This window comes from Leptospira dzoumogneensis (assembly GCF_004770895.1).
Classification (GTDB): domain Bacteria; phylum Spirochaetota; class Leptospiria; order Leptospirales; family Leptospiraceae; genus Leptospira_B; species Leptospira_B dzoumogneensis.
Window position 1 is genome coordinate 164,339 of record NZ_RQHS01000005.1, and the last position, 23,066, is coordinate 187,404.

The following is a 23,066-nucleotide window of genomic DNA, read 5'->3' on the forward strand; positions in this document are numbered from 1 at the left end:
CCGGTCACGGTTATAAGAGGCTTAGATTGAGCAGACGTTTTCCTTTTCATTATGCTTGGATCGTTTTAATCGTTACATTCTTCACTTTGATCGTTGCCGCCGGAGTAAGGTCCATGCCGGGAATTCTGATCGTTCCTCTCGAAAAAGAATTCGGTTGGGATAGATCCGCCGTCTCTTTTGCGGTTTCGGTGAACTTATTATTGTATGGACTTGTCGGGCCATTTGCAGCGGGTCTCATGAATCGTTTTGGTATAAAACGAATTATGGTATTTGCGCTCACATTGCTCATATCCGGAATCCTTCTAACAACGATTATGCGAACAAACTGGGAGCTGGTTGTTCTTTGGGGGGTAATGGTCGGATTCGGTTCGGGAATGGCTGCCTTAGTTTTAGGAGCCACAGTGGTCAATCGTTGGTTCGTTTCTCATAGAGGACTTCTCATGGGAATTTTAACAGCGAGCACTGCAACCGGACAGATCATCTTTCTTCCATTTTTAGCCGCACTTACGGAACAAGAAGGATGGAGAAACGCAGTCTATGCGGTTGCTTCTATACTAGGAATACTTTTACCAACCGTATTCTTCTTAATGAAAGATTCTCCTAAACAATCGGGGCTCTTACCTTACGGGGCAAAAAGTGAAGAAGAAGGTGTCCTACCCGTATCCGGAAATCCATTTATAGAAGCGATCTCCGCATTAAGAGTCGGACTGAGATCTAGGAATTTTTGGCTGCTTGCAGGAAGTTTTTTTGTATGTGGGGCGAGTACAAACGGTCTTGTCGGAACACATTTAGTTCCTGCTTGTTCCGATCATGGAATTCCGGAAGTAAGAGCAGCGGGACTTTTGGCATTGATGGGAATCTTCGATCTGATCGGAACAGTAGGTTCCGGTTGGTTATCCGACAGAGTGAATAACAAAATTCTGTTATTTATGTATTATGGATTAAGAGGTATCTCCTTATTATTATTGCCTCAGGCATTCGATCCTGAATCGAATAAACTTTCTATATTTGCGGTATTTTACGGATTAGATTGGATCGCTACTGTTCCGCCTACTGTTGCATTGACTGCTAAAATATTCGGAAGAGAAAAAGTAGGATTGATGTTCGGTTGGGTGGTTGCTTTCCATCAGATAGGAGCTGCAGTCGCCGCATTCGGAGCGGGATATATTAGAACAGTGCAGGGAGAATACGATCTTGCATTCATGTTCGCGGGAGCATTATGTGTGATCACTGCACTTGGGATATTTGCAGTATCAACTGAAAAGGAAGAAGGGAAACTTTCTGAAACACCTGAATTTGCATCATAATTATAATACAATGTAAGTGCGGAAGTGCGCGGGAAGTTTTAGGGCTATTCTAAAAGTTCTACTTTTCCGGAAATAGGAGTGATAGAGCGGATCTTATCCTTTTTATAATCCAATTCGTATAGGGTATAATTATTATAAGGTCTGTATTCTTGGTCTTTGGATTGTTTTACGAATTCAGGATCTCCTAAAAAATAAACGGATCCGTTCTTAATTACGGGAAAACAACCTACAAAAGAAGAATCATATCTTTGTTTTGTTTTTAGATCTACGACTACGATGTTTCCTAATTTTCCGTCCGCTCTTTCAGTGAAGGACAGGACTTTTCCATCGGGACTAAAGCTGATATTTACTTGTTCTTTGTTCTCTCTCGGTTCTTTGGACTGAGGATTTACGGGAAAAGGATAGAATGGATCCGAAAACTTGATCAATTCTCCGGTTAAAGAAGGAAGTTTATAAAGTCTATTTTCCTTCTCGGTTGCCACACGTACTAAAACTAGATCTTCCGCAATCGTATATACATCAGTAATTTGTAATTTCCCGCTTTCTATCCAAGCTAGGGTTTTTAGTTCGGAAGTTTCGAGAGAATATTTATGGATCGGAACTCTGAGTGAATCCTCGCCGTGTTCAGAGTAACGCACTTCGTTACCGATCAATACTATATTCTTTTGATCCGGAGAAACATAAGGCTGGTAACCTGGAAGAGATTTTATCTCCTTCTCCTTTTCGTAATCGTATAAAACGGTTTCCCATCGATCTCCATTTTTTCTGGAGAAGATCACAATGGATTTATCTTTTAAAAATCCACTATTACCCGGAAATGCATCTCTTGTTCCTTGGATCGTCTTAACTTTGGAGTTCGCTAAATTTAATAGATTTAGATCTTTGGAAGTTTTAAAAAGAATATAGTTCTGTTTTCTAAAAACAGGGATCCCTTTCTCTTGGGTTCCGGTATAAACAAGTCCGGTTTTTCCGTTAATGGAGGAAATAGAGATAAGTCTTAAGATACCTTTGTCTTCTTGGACTGCATAAACAGGACTCATAAATGGAACGGGAGTAGGAGTGACCGAGAAGACAGGGCTTTGTAAAATAGTTATGATAAAGGTAGATCCGAGAATCCGGAAGAGAGCAAGGTTCAGAAATTTATTTTTATATGTATCCTTCGCTCGCATACAGTCATTCTCCGAAAAAATCCAGGTTTCGTCAGTAAAATTTATCCGATCTGCCCGGATTGATTTCCCAAAGGGAATATTAGATCAACGTTTGATCTCAAAAGTCCTAAACGTACCTTTAGCATCTTCCCATTGGATCGTAGCTTCCGTTACTTTTGCTTTAGAAGGACCTCTTTGAACTGCTTTGTACAAATCTTCGATAAAAATTTTGTCTCCTTCTACAACAACTTCTACTTCGCCGGTAGGAAGATTCATAGTGTAACCTTTGAGTCGGCATTCCTGGGCTCTTTGCAGCACAAAATATCTAAAACCAACTCCTTGCACGGTTCCTCGGATCCTAATTTTCGCTCTAGATTCGTTTTTTGCAGCCATTCAGTTATTGGAACTCCTACAACTAAATTATACTCCCTCATTCTTGAGAAGAAGCCTTATTTACCATCCAGGAGGAGAAATCCTGCAAAAACTGCCAAAGTATCTCTTTAGATCCTTCATCTGCTTCCCAGTCTTTTATCGCCTTACGATAACAGGAAAGCCATATCCTTCTAGCTTTTTCGTCGATTGGAAATGGAAGATGCCTGGCTCTCATTTTTGGAGGCCCGTATTTTTGAACATAATAGGGCGGACCTCCGAGAACCTGTACCATAAAGTCCGCCGACTTTATTTTGCTCTCTTCTAGATCTTCCGGAAACATCCAACGAATTTCGCTGACAGCTATTTGATCGTAGAAAACGGAAACAAGTTCCCTAATGGAATTTTCTCCTACTTTTGAGAATAATTCTCTAAGACGAGGACTGGGAGGAGGAGGTCCTCCGGGTGGAGTGTAAAATGGCGCACTCATGTAGAAGGTCCCTTCTTCATAAAATCCAAGATCTTAGGTTCAAACTCTTGTACTAACTTTTGATACACATCTAGCTTAAAGGAGACTACGGTCGAAAGACATTCTTGAAATGGAATGAATCTAACTCTTTCAAACTCCTGCTCATGAGCCGTTAGATCGCAGTCTTCCGCTTTACCATCCCAGTATAGAAGATACCATTTTTGGGTTTGGCCTCTATACTTTTTTAGATTAGAGCTTAGATGTAAGGACTCAGGAAAATCATAGTTGATCCAGCTTGGATATTCATAGATGATCTCAGCGTTTTGAATGCCTACTTCTTCTAAAAGTTCTCTTCGAGCGGCTGAGTTAGGATCTTCTCCATCATCTATTCCACCTTGAGGAAACTGCCAAGAGCCTTTAAAATTTAGTCTTTCTCCTACTAAAACCTCTCCTTTAGAGTTGAAGACTACCATTCCCACGTTCTTTCTATACGGTTTGTCCATCTTAGTAGAGATTTACATCATATATTCGATAGACAAGCCTATAAAAAAATTTGGACCTAAAGTAATACACATTTAGTAGAAAAACATGATAAATCAATTGCGGATGGACAAAGAGAGGGCATAAGATTCTTTGGATTAATATTCCGATTCCAATAGTAGGATGTGTTTCTCACGATGTCGGTCAGATATAAAATTCGCAGACCTCAAGTATTTTCAGAAAAGGATTTCGAAATTAGGGAATCCGAGATACCCGGAATCGGAATGGGACTATTCTCCAAACAAGACTTAGTCAAAGGTGATACTGTCGGATTTTATACCGGTAGAGTGCTTAACGATAAGTCTGCTAACTCTTCTAAATACTGTGAGTCCAAATATTTACTTTGGATCTGCAAAGATCATTGGATCTATGGAGAAGGTAAAGAGTCCAACTATACCCGCTATATCAATCATAGCTCTAAGCCGAATGTAAAATTAGTGGTATCCACTCGCTGGAAGACCGCAAGATTCGAAGCAATGCGTAAGATCAAAGCCGGCGAAGAATTATTCTTCGATTATGGAGACGAATATTGGATCCATATAGACATCTCTCCTGTAGAGCAGAACTAAGTTCCGCTTTGACGCTATCAACTTCCGTTTAACAACGAATAGCACGGTTTTTTTCCCAAAGGAAACAAAAAGTTTCAGGGATCGTTCATTAATTTTAACTCCATTTCCCTCAAAGAGTGGATTCCCCTTAAACGATGAGGAATATTGGAACCTGGGGCGAGGTTCTGAATTTATTATCCGACATAAAGAACGGCGGAAGAACTCCCTATATAGAAAATAAGGCGCTGCCTTATTGGACTTGGATCCTTCCGTTAATCCTGTTTCATTTCGCTTCCAAGGCGTCCTTAGCCTTCCAAGTGGATACTGGGATCTCCATATCCTATCTTCCTATTCCTGTAGGTATCATATTATGTTTTTGGTGGGGACCGGCGCGCACGTTACCTGCAATGTATGCCAACGCATTGTTTAGCGCCAATCTATGGGGACTTCATGACGTGGATAAATATCCTATCTATTGTCTCTGGGAAGTTTTGGCGGTGGGAATTTCCTGGCTCTTCTTCATCAAATTCCGAAAAGGAAAAGTTTGGCTTCCCGATCTAAGAGAAACAGTTCGATTTTTACTTTGGGTAGCATTTCCAGCGGCTCTATGTAATGGGTTCTTAGTGGCGGAATGTCTTGTATTATTCGGAGATCTTTCTCAGGATAAGTTGATCGTATCCTCGTTCCAGGGAATGAGTGCCACATTATTCGACACATTAAGCGTTTCGGTTCCGATCTTGTTATGGGTCACTCCTTGGATGGAGCTTAAAGGCTGGGCAAAAACGGAAGGAGCTTGGGAAAATAGAGAGACAAGCTGGGACAGAACTAGGCTTAGAAATTTAAAACCAAGAAAGGTCGCGGAGATTATCTCAGTATTTTTACTCTGCGGGGTTTTCGGCGCAATTATTCCTACTTTAGAATATTGGTTCGTGTTTGCGTTATTCGTTCTTTGGGCCGCATTAAGATACGGGATCACGATGGCTCTTACCGCAAATATTTGGGTTCAGATCATCACCTTGGTATTTCCCGCTCTATTTGATCGTTCCGAACATTACCAATGGTTTAAAGACGATAAAGAACTTATCTTTTTGATAAACTTAGGCATCTTATGTGTGGTCGCTTTGATCACAGGAAGAGCGACAAGCGATTCCAGAAAAGAGCTGCAAAAAAGGAGAAGGATAGAAGGCAAACTTCTACAGAGCAGAGAACAATACCGAAAATTTTTCGAAGAAAATTTATCCGCGAATTTTATCACGGACCCTTCCGGAAATATTCTGGCTGCGAACTCTTCTTTTCTAAAAATGTTCGGTTTTGAAACGCATACGGAAGTTTCTCTCAAAAATTTTGCAGATCTTTTTCCTTCTTACGACGACTATTCCTTTTTCTTACAGAAAATACAGATCGGTTCCAGGTTAGAAACTCACGAAGAATTTTTTCAGGACAAGAACGGATTGCCTATACATACGACTGGGAATTATTTCGCTACATTCAATAAATCAGGTAGTATAGATTCTATCCGAGGATATCTAATGGATGATACTCTTCGTCGTAAACTGGAAGACCAATTAATAGAATCCAAAAAATTAGAAACGATCGGAACGCTTGCAGGCGGGATCGCTCACGATTTTAATAATATTCTGCAGATCATTTCAGGGTATGCGACTAAAATGCAATTGGAATCTTCCAAATTCGCTTCCCTTATGGACATGTCCCGCTCTATCAATGCAGCGGCGGCAAGAGGAGCGATTATAGTTCGCAGACTTCTTTCCTTAGCTAGAAAGGGAGGAGGAGGATTCAGAAGAATTTTAGCCGATCAATTGGTGAATGAAACTGTAGATCTTTTAGTCCCTACATTCTCCGAAAAAATAAAATTCAGAAAAGAATGTAAAGAAGGGCTTCCTGTGATCGTGGGTGATTATTCCCAGTTGGAGCAGGTGCTTATCAATCTATGTTTGAATGCAAGAGATGCACTTCCTGACGGAGGAGAGATCTCTATACGTACATTTGGGGTACAAGGTGCAAACGTCAGGGAATCTTTTCCACTTTCAGAACCTGCGGAATATCTTTGTATAGAGGTTTCGGATAATGGAGAAGGAATGAGTGAAGAAACCAGAAAAAGGATCTTCGAACCGTTCTTCAGTACAAAGACCAAAAACCAAGGAAGTGGACTCGGAATGTCCATGGTCTACGGGATCATGCAAAACCACGAAGGAATGGTGCAGGTCAGTTCTCAATTGGGAATCGGCACCAGCATTCGATTATTCTTTCCGGTAGCAAAAACCAAAACTTCTCGATTTGTAGAATACGCCGGAAAAAGTTCTCAAACATCTACCGGGATCATGCTTGTAGTGGAAGAATCTCCTTATCTGTCGGAAATTTTACAAGAGCAGATGTCCACGCTTGGATTTAGATTGATCAGTGCGGACAGCGCTAAAAAGGCGCATGAAATATTAAATAAATTTAAATCTTCCGCGGTTTTAACGGTAATCGATTTGGATTTCGAAAATCTTTCTTCTTTGGAATTTCTGGAAACGATCAAAAAAGAATGTCCGGAACTGAAAATTTTCGTCTCCGGAACGGATTTCGGCAATGAAACCAAGGAAAAACTTTCCGCCCTAGGAATAAACGACCTTCTCGAAAAACCATATAAGATCCGAGATCTAATAGAGTTCTTCTATACTAAAAGTTTTTAGAATCTATTTCTTCAAAACACTTTTAAATAAATAGATTCTAAAAACTTAAGCAGCCTCTTTTGTTCTAGCATTCTTAAAGAAGAACGCGAAACCTTGGACTAGATCATAGATCGCAGGGATCTGAGCCAAAGAAATCCCGACATCACCGTGAGAGATCAAAGGTGTTAATACTAATTTAGATTTTTTACGAGGAAGATTTTCTTTTAAGATCACTGCCTCTTTTGCAGGAACCACATTGTCGCCTAAACCGTGAACGATGGAAACATGGCAGTCTAAAAGATGAAGTTTATCTTTTACCTGCAGCTCTTGTAAAAATGAACTTTGGGATCCTGCGTTTGCTACGATCTCTTTCCAGATCTTTTCTCTGAAACTTTTATCTTCCCTAAGTTTAAAGAAAACTTCTTTGTTTTCCGGACTGATATTTTCTAAAACCGTCGGAAGTTCCAACGTCTCTCTGGAAAAACTTCCATCCAGGACACATGCTTTTAACGCGAATTCCAGTTCTTGGTTTTCGGATTTGAGAGCATACTTTACAAAATTATAAAGAAGGATCATCCTTCCGTATTCGTCTCCCTCATCGGAAGTCATCACATAATCCAAAGTGGATTGGACATCACAATAAGCACCGATCGTAAGAATGGAAGAGATCTTTTTTCCTACTTCAGGATCGGAAGCGGCAATGAGCCCCATACTACCCGAAAAAGAAGGAGCGATATAGGAAAGTTTTTGGTCCGGGCAATATTCCTTATCGGAAGAGATATTAAGTATCAGCTCTTTTATCTTTTCAACAGTCTCTTTCCGAATTCGGAACTGAGTAACTTCTACTAATAAAGGCGAAATAACCGTATAACCTACTGCCGCCGCAGATCTGCAAACTGCCGCGAATCTTGGGTCCTTATTTCCCAAGTATGCCAATCCATTTACCGCCAAAATGGTTCCGCAGGATTTTCCTTTCGGAGTGTAAAGGATTGCAGGAATTTCAAATTTTTCCGTTTTAACCGTAATCTCTTGTTCAGAGACTTTAGGAGGAGTAGGTAATTGGCAATGAAGGGCAAACTTGGCAGCCTTCCAGAAATATTTCATATTTGTATCCAACCCCGGACTCGTTAAGATCGGATAACAATTTTATGACGATTTGAAAAGTCGGGGAACAGTCGGGCGACTCACTCGCTTTGCTCGTGACCGCGCTCTACGCTCCAATCCGCTTCGCGGGATTTCCGCTGCGATCGCTGTCGCTTAGAAAATCAATATCTTCCGTGCGGAACGGAGAATCCACGTTCCGCCATACCTTCTCCTCTCCCTTCCGGTAATCACTATTCCGCAAATCAACCGATCGAAATGGCGAATTCTACTTTGCAGGCCTTCTTCAAATTCTCACTCTCCGAGAAAAAAACATATGATCACATTAGGGTATTCGAATGAAAAAAGAGAAAAGAAGCAGAACCAAAATTCTGCCCGAGGACAATCCCGCCTTAAGCAAGGAAGAGATCCGGCTCCTGCTAAACGCATCCAGAACTCACGAAAATCATTACCTCTGGTTTAGAATGTTATACTCTTTCGGGCTCCAACTTTCCGAGCTGGTTTCCTTAAGAGTGGAAGATTTGGATTGGTCCCATCATAAAATATTGATCCATCATTCCCGAACCTTAAACCCCAGAAATCCTTCCATTCCGTATTCATTACGAAGGGACCTATGGTTTATTTCTCAGGGCAAACAGGGGGAGGACTTTTTGTTTTCAGGCAGGATAGGCAAACTTCGCCCCAGGACCGTTCAAAAAATGTTTTCTAAGCTGGAAGAAATGACGGGTCTGCCGATTTCAGTTTTTAGGCTCCGGAAAAGTTTAGCTTCTCACCTGATCGAGGCGGGCTGGGACCTGGAAAGTATCCGGGAACAGTTGGGGCTTTCTTCCCAAAAATCCTTGAAAGACTTGCTAGGCCAGAGACCCAAACAGGTTCCGCTCAAAAAATTTCCATTGGAGGAAATTAACGGATCAGCGGCATAATATTCAAAATTTAGGATTTTCCAACTGTAGGAGAATAGAGGAGATGGGAAAAAATTCTTGTAAAACCCCATTTCCTCACTATTTTAGTCTACGGCGAACTTTCCGTTCCCCTTTTGTAATTAAAAAAGGAAATTTTCTTTGTCGGAATATGATCTTATGGATCGTCGCTCGGAGCCTAGCTTGGAAATTAAAACGAAAAAAGTAGGGAAACATACCCTAGTTCAATTAGATGGCAGGCTGGATATCACGCATTCGGACGAGGTAGAGGCAAAACTTCTAGACGATGTCCAAGCCGGAACCGGTGATATCGTTATTAACTTGCAAAATATTTCTTATATATCTTCTTCCGGGATCAGGATCTTTGTAGGAATGGTCCGGGAACTAGAAAAGCAGAATCGAAAACTCAAACTTTGCAATATCACACCTAACGTTAAAAAAGTTTTCGACGTTGTGGAATTGTTGGATCTTTTCGAAGTCTACGAAACCGAACAAGAAGCATTAGCTACCTTAAAATAATCAGCCGGGGGCGCTTTGTATCATGGGTTCCCCCGCTAGCACAGAAGACCGATCTTCCGAAATTTACGGACTCATCGGTCTTTTCTTTTTATCCATACTTTCACTTCTAATATTTAGGATCTCCGGGTTGGAGTTCCCACCTGTATGGCCTGACGAGGTCTTATTCTATTCCCCCTCTTTAGATTTTGCAAAGAATGGACTCTTTCGCACGGAAGTATCGGAAGGTTTAGTAAAAGGAATGGAAACCAAAACACTTTGGATGCCTCCGGTTTTCTTTTTATTAAACGGCTGGGTCCTGAAATTTTGGGGAGAAGGTCTCGAAGTCCTAAGATTATTCGCTGCGATCTTATCAGTTGCAAGTATCTGGATATTTTGGTTTATACTTAAGACATTCGATTATTCTCCGATTGCAAGGTTGGGCGCTTCCTTACTTTTATTCACTGATCTACTATTCTTGAGAGTGGGTTGGACCGCGAGAATGGAAGCTCTTTGTTTGTTTTGGGCACTTCTATCCTTACTAGTACTTGCAAGAAAAGCAAAATGGAAGGGAGATATTCCTCTCCGACAATACGAAACATTCATATCCGGGCTCTTTTTAGGGATCTCATTTTTATCACATCCATTCGGAGCAATTTTCGGAGTGCCTGCATTACTTCTGATCCACCAAGCAAAAGCATGGAAGGTTTGGATGTTTTGGTTGGGCGGTGTGCTGCCGATCCTTGCTTGGGGAATTTGGATCCATCCTGATTGGGGGATTTTTTTCTATCAGTTCGGTGCGCAGTTCGGACGTAAAAAAGATCTATTCCAATCCTTCTCCCCGATCACAAAGATCAAAGTTCTATTAGGCGGATACGAATCTCCAGGACTCAGACTATTCTTTTATTTGGCATTAGCCTACGGACTCTGGGTGGTAAGAGGGGAAATTAAGGACAAACCGAAGTCAGCATTCTTCTTCTCAGCATGGACGGTTTCTATTCTATTCTTTCTGATCTTATCCACTGAATATTATTATGTAATGTATTTATGTATCCCATTGTCCGCTTTGGGAGGATTCTTTTTTGAAAGGATCAGGAGCAGAAGGGTACAGTTTATCGCAGCTATATTAGTATTTTCCAATATTGCAATTTTAGTGAATGCTTATAAGAGGATTGGATTCGGAAATCCTGAATTCGATCTGAAAGATAGATTTTACGAGGTTTTAGGACCCGAACTAAAAGGTTCTAAAAAGATGTATCTGCAGGCAATTCCGGATCCTTATTTCCATATCCGCAGAGAATATCCGAATCTAAAGGTCCTGGAATTTATTCCGGGAGAACTTCCTATTCCGAAAGAGGATTTTATCCAAACATTGGATTCAATCGATACATTCGTATTTTCAGACCGCCAAAAAAGGAATGAATTCGTTCAATCTTATCTAGAAGAGAATTCTTCCAAATTCAGAAAATCCAAGATCACCGCGGAACCTTCTACACTTAGAAAAGTAGCAAATGTAGAAGCGGAAATATATCGCAGAAGATAATTTACGCAGCCTTTTGGGTCTTAAACCTTTCCGTTATCCTTGATCCTTTTGACAAGATTTCGATTCGACTCTTGTCTTAAGATCGCGTTTTCGTATCTTCTGATCTCGGTTTCCGTTTCCGGTTTTATTTTAGGAATAGGGCAGGGTTTCTTATTCTCGTCCAATGCAACGAATGTGAGATACGCAGTCGTTGCGCGAGTCACAATTCCGGTATAAGGATTTTCCTTAGAAACTTGGACACCTATCTCCATAGAAGATCTTCCGGCATAATTCGCGGAAGCCTTTAGGATCACATGATCTCCCAAAGAGATCGGTTCCAAAAAATTCAGTTTGTCCACACTTGCAGTGACAGCTTCTCTTCCGCAATGTCTTTGGGCTACCATGACTGCAATCGAGTCTATCCAAGACATTAGGGTCCCTCCGAAGAGGGTACCATAATGGTTGGTATGGTCAGGCATAACTATATGTCTGGTCTCTACTGAGGATTGTTTCGGCGTTTTTGTGATTTCTTCGGACATCTATAACTTAGACGGACAATCCTAATATTACGTTCTTATAATCGGCATTGCAGAATAAAATCGTTGAATACCTGAGCGATATAAACTCTTTCCTTATATGTAAGAGCGGTACTTCCTGCTGAGATCAATTCACCTGAGTTGGAAAAAATTTCTCTGATAGAATCATCCTGGGCAATCGTAAATATTTTGGTAGGAGAATGAGCTTCCGGGTTGCCCGCATGTTTCAAGAACTTTATCACGGAAGGATGAGTGACGGTGAAGATGGTCCCTTTTTCATCTATTTCTAAATTATCAGGCCCGCTTTCAAGAACGATCGATTTAGGTTCTCCTAATACGATTTTTCCGTTCTCTCTTTTGATATCGAATTTTAAAACGGCTCCTAATCCGAAACCTGCTCTGTATAGGTATTCTTTTCCGTCCGGTCTTTTTACGTATAGGATCCCGTTTCCATAAAACAAAGGATTTCCTAAAGACGACCAAGTTTTTCCGTCAAAGTAAGCGATCTCCGCTCTAGCGATCCTGAAAAGATCTTGGAATAGATATGTAAAATATCCTCCTTCTCCATGATCATTAGAAACAAAAATTTCGTTTTCGGAAGCGACAGATAGATCGTTAGGACTTGTGATCGATGGATCTTGCAAAGTTTGGACATGTTTCCATTTTCCCGCCTTGGATTTTGCGGAAGGTTTTTCCGTTCTTTCGAAAACTTCTATCGCATGTTCTTTATATAGTGTGATATGAGAGATCACATATAGTCTAGACTTTCCATTTTGGTTTAGAAGGCTCATCCCGTGAGGTCTAAAATTTTTAGGATAATCCGTTTCTAATAGTTTGGGTTCAAGAGCGGAAGAATTCAGATCCAGAAAGTAAAGTTTTCCTTCCTGATCTTTGATCCTTCTTTCGTGGGAAGACACATATAATAATCCGGCTTCTCTATCGATCGCTAGATCCTCCGGGCCGGGCATTCCGGAGATCTTGGAACAGCCTTTTAATGGGATATCTTTGATATCCCCGGAACAATTACTGAAAAACAGGCCTAAAACGGCGAATACTAAGGGTAGAAGATAAACTCGCATGGGGTCCAAAGATCTGCCTCAAATCCGGCACTGGCAACCAGATTCGTCGTTTGAGATCCAATTTTATTCTTGCAATTTTTGTGCAGTGCATAAAAATGGAGTTAAAAAGGAATAGCAAGGCATGGATAACCAAAAACTAAACGATTTAATCAATGCCGGAATTGGGGCCGTCCAAACTTCGAAAGAAATTTTCGATAAACTTCTCGAGGATCTAAACGAAGGTAAGGAGAAGGTGGAGCAGAGATTCGACGAACTCAAAGCACAGGGAGAAAAAGACCTGAGCGAAAATGCGTTGAAATTCAAAGTTCCTCTGGCTTGGGGAATCGTTAAAATAGAAGAGATTCGCGAGAATATCTTAAAACAATTTTTAAAGAAATGATGGGCGGATTTTTCCCCTGAAATAGGAAACGATCATGTTTCAATTTTCAGAGGGAAGGAATTCCGCTCTAGGCCGCTATTTACTCTTTCAACTCTCTTTTCTTTTTTTTCTAACTCCGTTACATTCCCAAAAACTTTCTCCAAAAACCGTAACGCCTAACCCGGAGGAGTTGATCCTTATAACTGAGGTGAGTTCCGGTAAGTCGAAGACTGAAAAAGTTTATGGCGCATCGGAATTCCTGAAAAGGGAATATTCTCCTGCTTCTACCTTTAAAACCTATTTAGTTTTGTCTTTGCTCGAGAACAATATCATCGATCCGAAAGAAAAGATAGAATCTGCGGATAAACATATTCCGAATTCTCCCAGGCTTTTGGATCTGAGAGATGCATTGTTTTATTCTTCCAATGATTATTTCGAAAAAGTTTTTCCTAAATTGGGAAAAGAAAAATTGGATCTTACCTTACGTAAGATAGGTTATTTAGAAAACTCTAAATCGAATTCTAAGCTTGCGGATTGGTGGATCGATCTTGCAGGTTTGAAGCATGGAGGAAGGATCAGATTAACTCCCAAGAGTGTTCATTCTTCTTGGTCCAAAATTTTTGAGAACGGTTATGGGCTGAATAAAGATCTAATGGAAGAATGGAAAAAGGCCCTTTTCTGGTCCAAATGTCAGGAAAGAGAGGCTAACGTGTATGGAAAAACCGGTTCTTGGGAAGGAAGTTTTTGGTTCCAAGGAGCTCTGATAAGATCTGAAAACGATTATGTCATATACACGATCTTAAATAGAAGCAAATCAGGATCCAGAACCGGAACGATCACTAGATTTTATAGGTTAGCTGGATGTAAGGTTCCGAGTTTGGAATGAAGAAAGTTTGAAAAGAGGACTTTCGGAGTGACTGGACTTGAACCAGCGACCCCTTCCCCCCCAGAGAAGTGCGCTACCACTGCGCTACACCCCGGTCCTCAGTTGTATAATTTTTCGAGATAGAGCGCTCTGTAAACCGGTTTTTAAAAGAAGGTCTTCGGTTGAATCAAGTATGAAGATCAACAAAGGAAGTCGGGGGATACGAACCAAATGATCTGCCCCCCTTGGAATTTTTCGCGGGGAATATTCACTGCAAGTGCGGAACCGGGAGTGAATAGAAAAGATTTTCCTACTCCTGAAATTCCCAAAAGAGTTTCTGCAAACACGCTCACATCAGGACTATGGCCCACTAATAGGATCGCATCCGAGTTGGAATTATCTTTAAGAAGAGGACAGATCCTGAAGTAGTCTTCGCCTGGAAGAAGATACTCTGCAGATTCTGTTTCTAATTCCGGCCTTAGGATCTTGGAATAAATTTCCGCAGTAGCTTTAGTGCGAACATAAGGACTATGATAGATCTTTTTGATCTTGAAACCGGTTTGAAAGAACCGGGCCATCTTTTCTATGTCTGTGATTCCTTTGGGAGTGAGAACTCTGGAGGAATCTTTACCGTCTTCCGAATTGGGATCGGCTTCCCCATGTCTGGCTATGATGATCTTCATAGAATAAATATAGAATTATGGATACGCGTTCTAATAAAAAGGATTGCTTCGAAAAGCAATGGAACTATCGTCTCCGGCACCTGGTCTAAGGATTTTTGAATGCCTCAATTTGCAATTGAAATAGAGCACCTACGCAAATTTTATCCGAAAGTAAAAGCATTACAAGGAATTGATCTGAAAATTCCACAAGGCGGGATTTTCGGTCTACTCGGTCAGAACGGAGCCGGCAAAACTACTTTAGTCCGTATACTTCTTGGGTTTTCAAAACAGACCGAAGGTTACTGTAAGGTTTTGGGTTTGGAACCTTCTCCTCATGCCAGAACTAAAATAGGTTATCTTCCGGAAAGAATGGCGGTCCCTACTTATTTGAGTGGGAGAGAATTTTTAGAGGCAAGTTTCAAACTCGCATTACTGCCTTCTTCCGTTGCAAAAAAGAAAAGTACAGAGTTCCTAGAAAAGTTAGGTTTGGCAGAAGCCGCCGATCGAAAAATTTCCACTTACTCCAAGGGTATGTTACAAAGATTGGGACTTGCAAATGCACTTGGTGCCGAGCCTGAACTTTTACTTTTAGATGAACCTGGTACAGGTTTAGACCCCGCAGGTTATAAAGAATTCAGAGAATTAATTTTAGAAGAGAACAAGAAGAGAGGGGTCACAATTCTCATCAACTCTCACCGATTATTAGAAGTAGAACAGATTTGTACCGAGATTGGTATCCTTCATAAAGGAAATCTAATGGCTCAGGGGAAACTGGACGAATTAAAACAAGGTAAGGACAGGATACGTATTCGTTTGGAATCCGCTCCTGAATCTTATTTGGAAGAGATCTCTTTGGAACATAAGAAGGACGGAAAAACCTGGGAAATTCGCCCTAAACCGGAAGTGGATCTGAAAAAACTTCCTGCGGTTTTAGTGGAGAAGGGTGCGGAAATTTTCCTCTATGAAAGAAAGACCGAGTCTTTAGAGGATGTATTCTTTAGGCTCACTCAAGGTTCGGAGAATGTAGGATCGTGAACTCTCAAATGGATTTGAAATTTTTTATCTCCTCCGCATTTCGTCAGATCGGTACTCTGCTTCGGTTAACGTTTGTCCAAGTTCTAAGACGTAAGGCGATATTCTTTTATTTTTCTCTGCTTGGATTTTTTCTATTGGGAGAATGGACCTGCACCACATCCGTAGGAGGAGAGACCAGTTACGGCGTTTCTTCTTATATGTATTTTATCCTGACTTCTTTTTGGAGTTTGGTATTTCTGGTGATCCTGACTTCGGACCTTCTTCGCCAAGACATGGACTCACAGGTCCATACTTTATGGTTGAGTCGTCCGGTGGATCCATTCGCGTATGTGGGAAGTAAGGGACTCGCATTACTAATTTGTGTGGTCCTGTTTGTACTTATAGCCTTCGGGATCAGCTCTTGGTTCTCCTTGGAAATTCCTTGGGAGTTCCTTTGGTATCAGGGAACCATGATGTTAGTGTATTCATTTTTTGTTCTATTGGTTCTTTTGGTGACTCTGTTCTCGAACCAATCCCTCGCGATAGTAAGTTCTCTTGGTCTTATACTTTTCAGCTGCATTTTGGATTTTGTAGCCTATAACCAGAACATCGATATGTCTGCGGAAGCAAGCGATGTCAAAAAATTCATTCTAAAAACGATCTACTGGGTTCTGCCCCAGGTCGGGACTGTTTTTTATCATTCTTTCGCGCTTTTTCTGGGGAAGGCCGATCCTAAAAATTTCTACGGACCTTATTCTTTCGTCCAAGTAGGAGCATGGATCGTCATTCTAAAATCCACTCTGTGGTTGAGCACTCGGCACAAAGAGATTTAGGCCCTAAGGGATTCGGGGAATTTAATCTAGGGTTGACAAAACCTGCTCAGCAGTAGGATATAGCAGGCCCTTCCGCCGAGCGAAAATGAATATAAACTGGTACCATTTCGAAAAGGAAGGATACTATCTGAGCGTTCGAAACGTAAACGAACGCATTGAAAAGCTAAATCCTCTCTATATTCGGTTTACCACTTTGAACAAAAGTGTGGATAAACTACTAAGCGTTCTTTTGGACAGGTACCTTGTCTATTTGGATGCCATCTCCCTGAAAGAATCCGTTTTTTCTATCTTAAGAGAAAGCGCGATGAACGCCGTTAAGGCAAATTCCAAACGTATCTTTTTTGCCGAAAACAATCTGAACATTTCCAATCCCGACGACTACGTGAGAGGGATGGCGAATTTCAAAAAGGAAATGATCAAGGACAAGGAAAGATATGCAGCCTTGTTGGAAAAAGTTAAATTCCATTGTTTGATCACTCTTGCTTTTAATCGAACTAGCTTTTTGATGAGGGTCTCTAATAACGCCCCTATCATTGCGGAAGAATTAAAACGTGTAGAAAATCGGATCGGCAAGAGCAAAGAGTATAACGACTTGGGCGAGGTTTTCGCGGATCACGCGGATGATTCCGAAGGCGCAGGTCTTGGACTCGCAATGTCCTTACTGATGTTAAAGAACGAAGGGATTGCTGCTGATTCTTATAAATTAAAGGCAGAAGGCGGGATCACTTCCGCTTATATAAAAATCCCGTTGGACTTCAAACACCGAAACGTTTCTTACCAACGTACTGTGGAAATTATTGCAGAGATAGATAAACTTCCTACATTCCCGGAAAACTTAAATCAGATCATGAGTCTGATCAATAAGCCTGATTCTTCCATCCAGCAGATCACGGAACAAGTCGGAAGGGACGTTTCCTTATCTACTAATATTTTAAAATTAGCGAACTCCGCTTCTTTTGCACAGGGAAGAAAGGTAGAAACATTAGAAGACGCGATCAAGTTGATCGGTCTATCAGAATTAAATAATATTCTTTTAAGCCTCGGAACTAAAAAGATCCTGGAAGAAAGATACAAAGAGTTCGAGCATATCTGGGAGATGTCCAGTCTTTCGGCTTATATTTGCAGAAGACTCGGAGAAAGAATGGGCTGGAAGAAAACATTCCTGACCAATCTGGTTTGTGCCGCTCTTCTTCATAATATAGGTCTTGTACTTTTACTTTCTTTAGAAGGGGATACGATCGAAAAGTTAACCGATATTTCCGGCAAAAAACTTTTACCTTCTACCCTAGGATTGGAAGAGGCTGCACTCGGTATCACACATACTTCTCTAGGAGGTATGATCTGTGAAAAATGGAATTTTTCGGATACTATCAAAGTCGCTGCCGAATACCACCATAGACCGTTGATGGCCAAAAAGGAATCCAGAGATGTTGTATTTGCGGTCTATTTATCCGATTGGATCATAGATTGTTTAGAAGGAAAAGCGGATCCCGCAGCAATTCACTGGGAAGTTCTTCAACATTTCGGTTTTAAAAAAGACGAGGAATGGCTGGAGTTCGGTAAGAAGGTTATAGAAGAATATAAAGCCTTCCAGAAATATTCTTAACCTACGAATCATTTATCAAAAGAAAAGGCGGGAAAGTTTCCCGCCTTTTAACCTTAGTCAATATATTCTGTACATTGGATTGATTCTTTTGCAACTTCCGTATATTGGGCCTTCGGATTGTCTCTTTGCCTCATTCGATCTATCGTATCCATTTTCCTACCTAGTCGGCTTATTCCGGAAATAAATCTTTTGAATTTTCCTTCCAGTACCCATTCCCCATCAAAGAATTCATATTCGTTTGAAACATGAACTCCTTTCATTAATTCGCCTTTGACGAAATTTCCTTTTTCGAGAGTGGCGCAATTCCGATAGATTCTTTTACCGAATCCGTTTTTACAATCCCCCGTTAGGCATATCCAACCGCTATCGTAGAAATTACCTTCTAAGGTTTTTCCATTGGCTAGGAAAATTTTACCCTTACCCTCCGGTTTATTTTCCTTCCATATAGCTTCAATTTTACTTCCGTTCTTGTAAAAGAAAGTCCCCTTCCCGTTGAGTTGGATATCTTCGTACTTGTCAATGCCGACTCCCCCTTCATAACGATCTCCTGGCTTTCCGGCAGAACCATGAATCGGGGAACCGATTGCATATCCATTAATATAGATATTAAACCATCTGCCTGTGCCGAATTCCACAGAACCTATTCCATCCGGTATACCATTCTTTAGCCCACCATTGTATTTATGCCCGTACTGGCTTATTACCGAACCTTCTTTTATAGCATTGCAAGCATCTCCATCCACACATTTCCACGGGACGGTTGCGCAATTGTTGGCCACAAACCAAAATATAGAGATAATTAGGATCGCTATTTTCTTTCCATTCATTCGGGATTCCTATAGTAAATTTAAATAAAGGATTTGAATATATACGTAATGCAAAACGTGGCAATGAAATTAAATTTCGTCGACATTGATTTAGAATATTAATTCTTGTAATAGCTTCTTAGGTCGTTGTGAAAAAAACTTTACAAGAGAGAGGAAGCTTCTAACTATTAACCTAAGTTTGCATATGATTGCCTGATTGTTTACAACCTTTTCCACAAAGGACCCTCGTATCGCGGGGGAGTTACATGAATTAGTCTTATTGACTACCTATAGTTATAGGTTTGGGCAAAATAAATGGACCAACAACCATCTTCGAATTTATCCGTATGGGATGCGGATAGAGAAAAAGAATTTATCAAAATTTCAGAGGATCTAGGCATCTCCGACCCGGTCCCTGCGAGAATTATAGGAGAACAAGGACAAGAGTTTCGACTCGAATTAGGAAGTATAAAAGAAGAAGGTACCGGGACATTAACGGGTGCACTTCGTTTTAATGCGGATTCTAGTTTGGATCTACCGGTCGCAGGAGATTGGGTCCTCATCACAAAATTAAGCGGAGAAGAATATCTAATCCATAAAGTCCTTCCTAGAAGAAGTTTACTCGTACGAAAAACCAAAGGAGAAACCTTAAAACCGGATCCGATCTGTGCGAACATGGATCGAATTTTTCTACTCCATGGTTTAGATGGGGACTTCCAACCAAGAAGATTGGAAAGAACTCTGGTACAGATCTGGGAAAGTAAGGCGACACCTGTAGTCGTACTTACCAAAAAAGATTTGTATTCGAATAGAGAAGAAGAGTTGAGGGAAAAGATCGACATCGTTCAAAAATCTTGTCCTGGTGTAAAAGTATTCTCTGTTTCCAATCATAAACAAGAAGGTTTGGAAGAACTGGAAACGTTTTGGAAAGATGGGTCTACCTCCGCTTTTATAGGATCTTCCGGGGTAGGTAAATCTTCTCTTCTCAATCTATTGATCGGGGAAAGGATCAGATCTGTAAACGAAGTCAGGGAATCCGATTCAAAAGGAAGACATACCACTACGAACAGATGGATGTTCCGTTTGGATTCCGGCGCTTGGATCTTGGACACTCCGGGTATGAGAGAGATCCAACTCTGGTCCGACGGCTCCGGTTTGGAAGAAACCTTTCCTGAAATTTTCGAGGCAGCGGAATATTGTAGATTCCAAGACTGCTCTCACATTAGTGAACCTGATTGCGGAGTAAAACTTGCTATCGACTCGGGAAAAATTTCGGAAGAAAGATTTAAAAGTTATCTGAAACTCAAAAGAGAATTGGAAAGGACAGCGAATTTAAGCGCTCCAAACTCGATTGAATTCAGAGAACAAAAAGCGAAGTGGAAATCCATCCACAAAGAACAAAAAAGGATGCAACAACAACGAGATCGAGAAAGGTATCGTTAGTTTTCGTAAGAGCAGGGGAGATTCTCCTCTGCTCTTCAATCGATCTGAAAAAGATCCACAATCTTATAAAAATCTTCTGCTTTTAATTCTTCCGGTCTTTTATCTAAGGAAATTCCTGCAGATTCTATACATTCTTTTAAGTTAGATCTTAAATTTTCTTCGGAGATGGGAAGAGGAAGACCATTCGGATAAAAAGAATCTAATGGAGCTTCTTTGATAGAAGAGCCTATCTTTTTTCTTTTCCCCCAAAATAAGGTCCTGCATAAAATTTCTAAAACTTGGTAGGATGTTTTTTTAGAAAATCTTCTGTTCGAGACGAATGTAAGAACGCTTGAATCCACATTAGGAGCGGGATAAAAACATCCAGCCTTGATCGTCTTTTTGCTTTGGAATTTTCCGTAAGCCCCCGCATAGATAGAAAGAGAGGAAATCTCTTTAGTGATCCTTTGTGCGAATTCTTTTTGGACTAAAAAAACTGCTCCCTGTAAATTCGGGAGTTTTTCCAAAGAAAGAAGTATGAGTTCTGAAGTGATATAATAAGGCAGATTACCGAATAGGAAACAGTTGCTATTCTCATGATCGGATAATGTTTCTCTTGCATCTCCTAAAATGATCTCTGTTCCGGGCAGGAACTCGTTTAGCCATTTATAATATACTGGATCGATCTCATACAATCTCAGTTTTTTTCCGAGTCCGTAAAGTATATGAGAAAGCGCTCCAAGACCGGGGCCGATTTCCAAGATCAGTTCCGATCTTTGTAGTAGTTCCGGTTCTGCGCTGGAGAATAAAGTTTTTACTGCGTTTGGATCTATTAGAAAGTTTTGTCCCCATTTTTTAAGAGGAGCGGAAGATCTTTCCGATAAAAATTCCCGGATCATATTTGGTTTATAAAACGGGTATTCCGGGGAGCTCATCACTTCCAATAAACTTCCAACCGGGAGCGATTCCAAGCTGTTTTCTAAATCGATTCCATTCTCTTGGATCTTCTTTGATCCCGAATCTTGGGACAATGAGTATGATCCCTTCTCCGATTTTTGTTTTGTTTGCTAATGTAAGAAGAGAGTCTTTTCCCACCTCGAATCGGATCAGTTTTTGGCCCGGATCCGGTAGATGAAATTCTGCTAATTTAGGAATTAAGATCCAATTCTCAAAACCTGAGACCTTTGGTTTTTCTTTTCCTCCATATTTTAGAGAGAGATTTTGATTTCTTTTCAAACATCCAGAGACCCAGTCTAGGCAGGATTCATGTTCTATATAGATCTCGGCGGTTTTAGAATTTCCACAGAATCTTTCCGGATCTTTTCCCAAGGACTTGTATAGGATTTTGGAACTGTATCTACATTTTCCAGCGAGAACCAATCTGTTTTTTTCTTGGATTAGGAATGTGAAACGATCTCCGAAAAATACATCCGGAAGTTTTATCCAAGTGGAAGAATTCGCTAGTAAAAATTGGAAACTGCAACAGGTACAGAATCCTAGAATCCAAATCTTCTTAAGGAGCACGGCTCTGCGGGTTTTGTGATCCACAGAATTAGAAAGATCTAATTCAAAAATTTCTACTTTTCCGGAAGGGAGGAATTTCCATAAGAATAAAAAACTTACAAATAAAAACCAGATCCCTAACCCGAAATACTTTGTGTTTCCTCTATAATAATGTATCCAATTCCAATCTGATTCTCCCCAATAGAGAGTTGTTTTTTCTAAAATTTCCAAAAGGAATAAAACGATTTGCCAGATAGGCTGCGCGAATATGGAGAGATACATCGACTCTAATACTAAAGAAAAATATAATAAAGGAAGTAAGATCCCGCAGATCGGAACTAATATCAGATTTAAACCGAGAGATCCGAAACTATAGCTCCCGAAATAGTAAATTAAAGAGGGTAAGGTTCCGATTCCTGCGGATAAGGAAACTAAAAGATTTTCTCTCCAAAATCCTATAAATCGATCCACGATCGTTTTGTCTTCCGGTACTGGAGGAAGGCATTTTTGGAAACATGGAAGTAAAAGTAAAATGCCGGAAACCGCTCCGAAGGAAAGTAAAAAGGAAACCCCAAAGGAGCGGACCGGATCCCAAAGATAAACAAGTCCGGCAGAAGAAATTAATAGATCTGCCGGTTTAGATCTTCTAAAAAACAAAGATTGTAGAAGTATCCAAGCGGAAAATATCCAAGCTCTTGCGAGAGAGATCGGAAATCCTAAGCAGGCTAAGTAAATTAGTCCGAATAATACCGGGAGAATTCTAGGAATATAATATCCTAAGAATGGAATTCGTTTCAATATTGCGAACATACATCCAATCAAAATTCCTAGATGTAAACCGGAAGCCGCGAATAAATGTAGAATTCCTCCTTCTCTAGCATTCTTCTTAAATACTTTATCTAAACCTTTTGCATCTCCTAAAACTAAACCTATGGAAATTTCTCTGGCTCTGCCTTCTATCTTTGCTCTGTCCAAGGTTTGATTGATTTTTATAGAGAATTCTTTTTTCCAAGAATTGGATTTTTCTAAAAAAGGAGCGGATCTTTTTGTGTAACCGCAAATTGCTAAAACAAAAAATAGGATCACTCCCCAGGAAAAACTCGGGATCTTTTTTCCGGAGAATAGGAGGGAGAAGAATATTATACTAATTGAATGTATTGCGGTCCATATTAGGACCAGATCCGTAAAGAAAACATCTAAGAATAAAGCGGATAGAAGTCCAAGAATTAGATAGGAAAATAAAGAGGAGGGGATCCAGTCCTGGTAGTTTTGTTTCAAGTATTCGCCCATA

At 40.5% G+C, this 23,066-nt stretch carries 23 protein-coding genes and 1 tRNA gene; 12 read left to right on the forward strand and 12 right to left on the reverse strand.

From position 1 onward, the window contains the following. Positions 1 to 26 precede the first annotated feature (26 nt). Positions 27 to 1,307 carry an MFS transporter gene (locus tag EHR06_RS02065; RefSeq protein ID WP_135755495.1) on the forward strand — a complete coding sequence of 427 codons (1,281 nt, stop codon included), beginning with the start codon at positions 27 to 29 and terminating at the stop codon, positions 1,305 to 1,307. A 44-nt stretch (positions 1,308 to 1,351) separates the two neighbouring features. Here the strand turns inward: EHR06_RS02065 and EHR06_RS02070 are convergent, their stop codons facing one another. The 4 genes from EHR06_RS02070 to EHR06_RS02085 form a co-directional block, all read right to left on the reverse strand. Beyond that, positions 1,352 to 2,476 (reverse strand): TolB-like translocation protein, encoded by a 1,125-nt coding sequence (locus tag EHR06_RS02070; protein WP_135755496.1) that lies wholly within the window; start codon positions 2,474 to 2,476, stop codon positions 1,352 to 1,354. Positions 2,477 to 2,560: 84 nt separating this feature from the next. Further along, positions 2,561 to 2,848 (reverse strand): acylphosphatase, encoded by a 288-nt coding sequence (locus EHR06_RS02075; RefSeq protein ID WP_100722065.1) that lies wholly within the window; start codon positions 2,846 to 2,848, stop codon positions 2,561 to 2,563. A gap of 37 nt (positions 2,849 to 2,885) precedes the next feature. After that, a complete protein-coding gene (locus EHR06_RS02080; protein ID WP_135755497.1) occupies positions 2,886 to 3,314 on the reverse strand; it encodes a globin domain-containing protein in 429 nt (142 codons plus the stop codon). Further along, the gene (locus EHR06_RS02085) at positions 3,311 to 3,796 is read right to left on the reverse strand and encodes an RNA pyrophosphohydrolase (RefSeq protein WP_135755498.1); all 486 of its coding nucleotides are present in this window, start codon (positions 3,794 to 3,796) and stop codon (positions 3,311 to 3,313) included. Before EHR06_RS02085 ends, EHR06_RS02080 begins: the two co-directional genes overlap by 4 nt. Positions 3,797 to 3,970: 174 nt before the next feature. Here EHR06_RS02085 and EHR06_RS02090 point away from each other — a divergent pair, with 174 nt between their 5' ends. Together EHR06_RS02090 and EHR06_RS02095 are read left to right on the forward strand one after the other, a co-directional pair. After that, the gene (locus EHR06_RS02090) at positions 3,971 to 4,402 is read left to right on the forward strand and encodes an SET domain-containing protein (RefSeq protein WP_135755499.1); all 432 of its coding nucleotides are present in this window, start codon (positions 3,971 to 3,973) and stop codon (positions 4,400 to 4,402) included. Positions 4,403 to 4,536: 134 nt separating this feature from the next. Then, positions 4,537 to 7,074 (forward strand): ATP-binding protein, encoded by a 2,538-nt coding sequence (locus tag EHR06_RS02095; protein ID WP_244288468.1) that lies wholly within the window; start codon positions 4,537 to 4,539, stop codon positions 7,072 to 7,074. Positions 7,075 to 7,119: 45 nt separating this feature from the next. Here EHR06_RS02095 and EHR06_RS02100 read toward each other — a convergent pair whose 3' ends face one another. Continuing rightward, positions 7,120 to 8,157, reverse strand: coding sequence for an alpha/beta hydrolase (locus tag EHR06_RS02100; RefSeq protein WP_135755500.1), 1,038 nt, complete (start codon positions 8,155 to 8,157; stop codon positions 7,120 to 7,122). 335 nt (positions 8,158 to 8,492) lie between these two features. On the opposite strand from EHR06_RS02100, the gene EHR06_RS02105 reads away from it, so the two are divergent. The 3 genes from EHR06_RS02105 to EHR06_RS02115 all read left to right on the forward strand — a co-directional run bounded on the left by EHR06_RS02105 (position 8,493) and on the right by EHR06_RS02115 (position 11,112). After that, positions 8,493 to 9,077, forward strand: coding sequence for a tyrosine-type recombinase/integrase (locus tag EHR06_RS02105; RefSeq protein ID WP_135755501.1), 585 nt, complete (start codon positions 8,493 to 8,495; stop codon positions 9,075 to 9,077). 180 nt (positions 9,078 to 9,257) lie between these two features. After that, on the forward strand, positions 9,258 to 9,593 hold the full coding sequence (locus EHR06_RS02110; RefSeq protein ID WP_020769420.1) for an STAS domain-containing protein: 336 nt from the start codon (positions 9,258 to 9,260) through the stop codon (positions 9,591 to 9,593). Positions 9,594 to 9,615: 22 nt separating this feature from the next. Next, on the forward strand, positions 9,616 to 11,112 hold the full coding sequence (locus tag EHR06_RS02115; RefSeq protein ID WP_135755502.1) for a glycosyltransferase family 39 protein: 1,497 nt from the start codon (positions 9,616 to 9,618) through the stop codon (positions 11,110 to 11,112). A 20-nt stretch (positions 11,113 to 11,132) separates the two neighbouring features. Here EHR06_RS02115 and EHR06_RS02120 read toward each other — a convergent pair whose 3' ends face one another. Continuing rightward, positions 11,133 to 11,630, reverse strand: coding sequence for an acyl-CoA thioesterase (locus EHR06_RS02120; RefSeq protein WP_135755503.1), 498 nt, complete (start codon positions 11,628 to 11,630; stop codon positions 11,133 to 11,135). A 35-nt stretch (positions 11,631 to 11,665) separates the two neighbouring features. Beyond that, positions 11,666 to 12,706, reverse strand: coding sequence for an SMP-30/gluconolactonase/LRE family protein (locus EHR06_RS02125; RefSeq protein ID WP_135755504.1), 1,041 nt, complete (start codon positions 12,704 to 12,706; stop codon positions 11,666 to 11,668). A gap of 121 nt (positions 12,707 to 12,827) precedes the next feature. Here EHR06_RS02125 and EHR06_RS02130 point away from each other — a divergent pair, with 121 nt between their 5' ends. Both EHR06_RS02130 and EHR06_RS02135 read left to right on the forward strand, forming a co-directional pair. Beyond that, positions 12,828 to 13,085: an LIMLP_16025 family protein gene (locus EHR06_RS02130; protein ID WP_008595605.1), complete on the forward strand. Its 258-nt coding sequence runs from the start codon at positions 12,828 to 12,830 to the stop codon at positions 13,083 to 13,085. Positions 13,086 to 13,254: 169 nt separating this feature from the next. Further along, on the forward strand, positions 13,255 to 13,950 hold the full coding sequence (locus EHR06_RS02135) for a penicillin-binding transpeptidase domain-containing protein (protein ID WP_244288469.1): 696 nt from the start codon (positions 13,255 to 13,257) through the stop codon (positions 13,948 to 13,950). A 22-nt stretch (positions 13,951 to 13,972) separates the two neighbouring features. On the opposite strand, the gene EHR06_RS02140 is transcribed toward EHR06_RS02135, so the two are convergent. After that, positions 13,973 to 14,044 (reverse strand) — tRNA-Pro (locus EHR06_RS02140). A gap of 85 nt (positions 14,045 to 14,129) precedes the next feature. Continuing rightward, complete coding sequence (gene sixA, locus EHR06_RS02145) at positions 14,130 to 14,612, reverse strand: phosphohistidine phosphatase SixA (RefSeq protein ID WP_100722053.1); 483 nt, start codon at positions 14,610 to 14,612, stop codon at positions 14,130 to 14,132. Positions 14,613 to 14,711: 99 nt separating this feature from the next. On the opposite strand from sixA, the gene EHR06_RS02150 reads away from it, so the two are divergent. The 3 genes from EHR06_RS02150 to EHR06_RS02160 all read left to right on the forward strand — a co-directional run bounded on the left by EHR06_RS02150 (position 14,712) and on the right by EHR06_RS02160 (position 18,044). Beyond that, complete coding sequence (locus tag EHR06_RS02150; protein ID WP_135755506.1) at positions 14,712 to 15,626, forward strand: ABC transporter ATP-binding protein; 915 nt, start codon at positions 14,712 to 14,714, stop codon at positions 15,624 to 15,626. A gap of 8 nt (positions 15,627 to 15,634) precedes the next feature. Beyond that, positions 15,635 to 16,438: an ABC transporter permease gene (locus EHR06_RS02155; protein ID WP_244288470.1), complete on the forward strand. Its 804-nt coding sequence runs from the start codon at positions 15,635 to 15,637 to the stop codon at positions 16,436 to 16,438. An 85-nt stretch (positions 16,439 to 16,523) separates the two neighbouring features. Then, positions 16,524 to 18,044, forward strand: coding sequence for an HDOD domain-containing protein (locus EHR06_RS02160; RefSeq protein WP_135755508.1), 1,521 nt, complete (start codon positions 16,524 to 16,526; stop codon positions 18,042 to 18,044). A gap of 53 nt (positions 18,045 to 18,097) precedes the next feature. Here the strand turns inward: EHR06_RS02160 and EHR06_RS02165 are convergent, their stop codons facing one another. Further along, entirely contained in the window at positions 18,098 to 18,871 is a 774-nt protein-coding gene (locus EHR06_RS02165) for an MORN repeat-containing protein (RefSeq protein ID WP_135755509.1), read from the reverse strand. 294 nt (positions 18,872 to 19,165) lie between these two features. Here EHR06_RS02165 and rsgA point away from each other — a divergent pair, with 294 nt between their 5' ends. Beyond that, positions 19,166 to 20,293, forward strand: a complete 1,128-nt coding sequence (gene rsgA, locus EHR06_RS02170) for a ribosome small subunit-dependent GTPase A (RefSeq protein WP_135755510.1) — start codon at positions 19,166 to 19,168, stop codon at positions 20,291 to 20,293. A 35-nt stretch (positions 20,294 to 20,328) separates the two neighbouring features. On the opposite strand, the gene rsmA is transcribed toward rsgA, so the two are convergent. Both rsmA and EHR06_RS02180 read right to left on the reverse strand, forming a co-directional pair. Beyond that, the gene (gene rsmA, locus EHR06_RS02175) at positions 20,329 to 21,207 is read right to left on the reverse strand and encodes a 16S rRNA (adenine(1518)-N(6)/adenine(1519)-N(6))-dimethyltransferase RsmA (RefSeq protein ID WP_167492262.1); all 879 of its coding nucleotides are present in this window, start codon (positions 21,205 to 21,207) and stop codon (positions 20,329 to 20,331) included. Continuing rightward, entirely contained in the window at positions 21,179 to 23,065 is a 1,887-nt protein-coding gene (locus EHR06_RS02180) for a ComEC/Rec2 family competence protein (protein ID WP_135755511.1), read from the reverse strand. The genes rsmA and EHR06_RS02180 overlap by 29 nt, the downstream gene beginning before the upstream one ends. Position 23,066: the final 1 nt, after the last annotated feature.

What these genes read in the sequence shown, in the direction of transcription:
- EHR06_RS02070 (WP_135755496.1), bottom strand. Translation starts at nt 2,476, where the DNA reads ATGCGAGCGAAGGATACATATAAAAATAAATTTCTGAACCTTGCTCTC.
- EHR06_RS02075 (WP_100722065.1), bottom strand. Translation starts at nt 2,848, where the DNA reads ATGGCTGCAAAAAACGAATCTAGAGCGAAAATTAGGATCCGAGGAACC.
- EHR06_RS02080 (WP_135755497.1), bottom strand. Translation starts at nt 3,314, where the DNA reads ATGAGTGCGCCATTTTACACTCCACCCGGAGGACCTCCTCCTCCCAGT.
- EHR06_RS02085 (WP_135755498.1), bottom strand. Translation starts at nt 3,796, where the DNA reads ATGGACAAACCGTATAGAAAGAACGTGGGAATGGTAGTCTTCAACTCT.
- EHR06_RS02090 (WP_135755499.1), top strand. Translation starts at nt 3,971, where the DNA reads ATGTCGGTCAGATATAAAATTCGCAGACCTCAAGTATTTTCAGAAAAG.
- EHR06_RS02095 (WP_244288468.1), top strand. Translation starts at nt 4,537, where the DNA reads ATGAGGAATATTGGAACCTGGGGCGAGGTTCTGAATTTATTATCCGAC.
- EHR06_RS02100 (WP_135755500.1), bottom strand. Translation starts at nt 8,157, where the DNA reads ATGAAATATTTCTGGAAGGCTGCCAAGTTTGCCCTTCATTGCCAATTA.
- EHR06_RS02105 (WP_135755501.1), top strand. Translation starts at nt 8,493, where the DNA reads ATGAAAAAAGAGAAAAGAAGCAGAACCAAAATTCTGCCCGAGGACAAT.
- EHR06_RS02115 (WP_135755502.1), top strand. Translation starts at nt 9,616, where the DNA reads ATGGGTTCCCCCGCTAGCACAGAAGACCGATCTTCCGAAATTTACGGA.
- EHR06_RS02120 (WP_135755503.1), bottom strand. Translation starts at nt 11,630, where the DNA reads ATGTCCGAAGAAATCACAAAAACGCCGAAACAATCCTCAGTAGAGACC.
- EHR06_RS02125 (WP_135755504.1), bottom strand. Translation starts at nt 12,706, where the DNA reads ATGCGAGTTTATCTTCTACCCTTAGTATTCGCCGTTTTAGGCCTGTTT.
- EHR06_RS02130 (WP_008595605.1), top strand. Translation starts at nt 12,828, where the DNA reads ATGGATAACCAAAAACTAAACGATTTAATCAATGCCGGAATTGGGGCC.
- sixA (WP_100722053.1), bottom strand. Translation starts at nt 14,612, where the DNA reads ATGAAGATCATCATAGCCAGACATGGGGAAGCCGATCCCAATTCGGAA.
- EHR06_RS02150 (WP_135755506.1), top strand. Translation starts at nt 14,712, where the DNA reads ATGCCTCAATTTGCAATTGAAATAGAGCACCTACGCAAATTTTATCCG.
- EHR06_RS02155 (WP_244288470.1), top strand. Translation starts at nt 15,635, where the DNA reads ATGGATTTGAAATTTTTTATCTCCTCCGCATTTCGTCAGATCGGTACT.
- EHR06_RS02160 (WP_135755508.1), top strand. Translation starts at nt 16,524, where the DNA reads ATGAATATAAACTGGTACCATTTCGAAAAGGAAGGATACTATCTGAGC.
- EHR06_RS02165 (WP_135755509.1), bottom strand. Translation starts at nt 18,871, where the DNA reads ATGAATGGAAAGAAAATAGCGATCCTAATTATCTCTATATTTTGGTTT.
- rsgA (WP_135755510.1), top strand. Translation starts at nt 19,166, where the DNA reads ATGGACCAACAACCATCTTCGAATTTATCCGTATGGGATGCGGATAGA.
- rsmA (WP_167492262.1), bottom strand. Translation starts at nt 21,207, where the DNA reads ATGAGCTCCCCGGAATACCCGTTTTATAAACCAAATATGATCCGGGAA.
- EHR06_RS02180 (WP_135755511.1), bottom strand. Translation starts at nt 23,065, where the DNA reads ATGGGCGAATACTTGAAACAAAACTACCAGGACTGGATCCCCTCCTCT.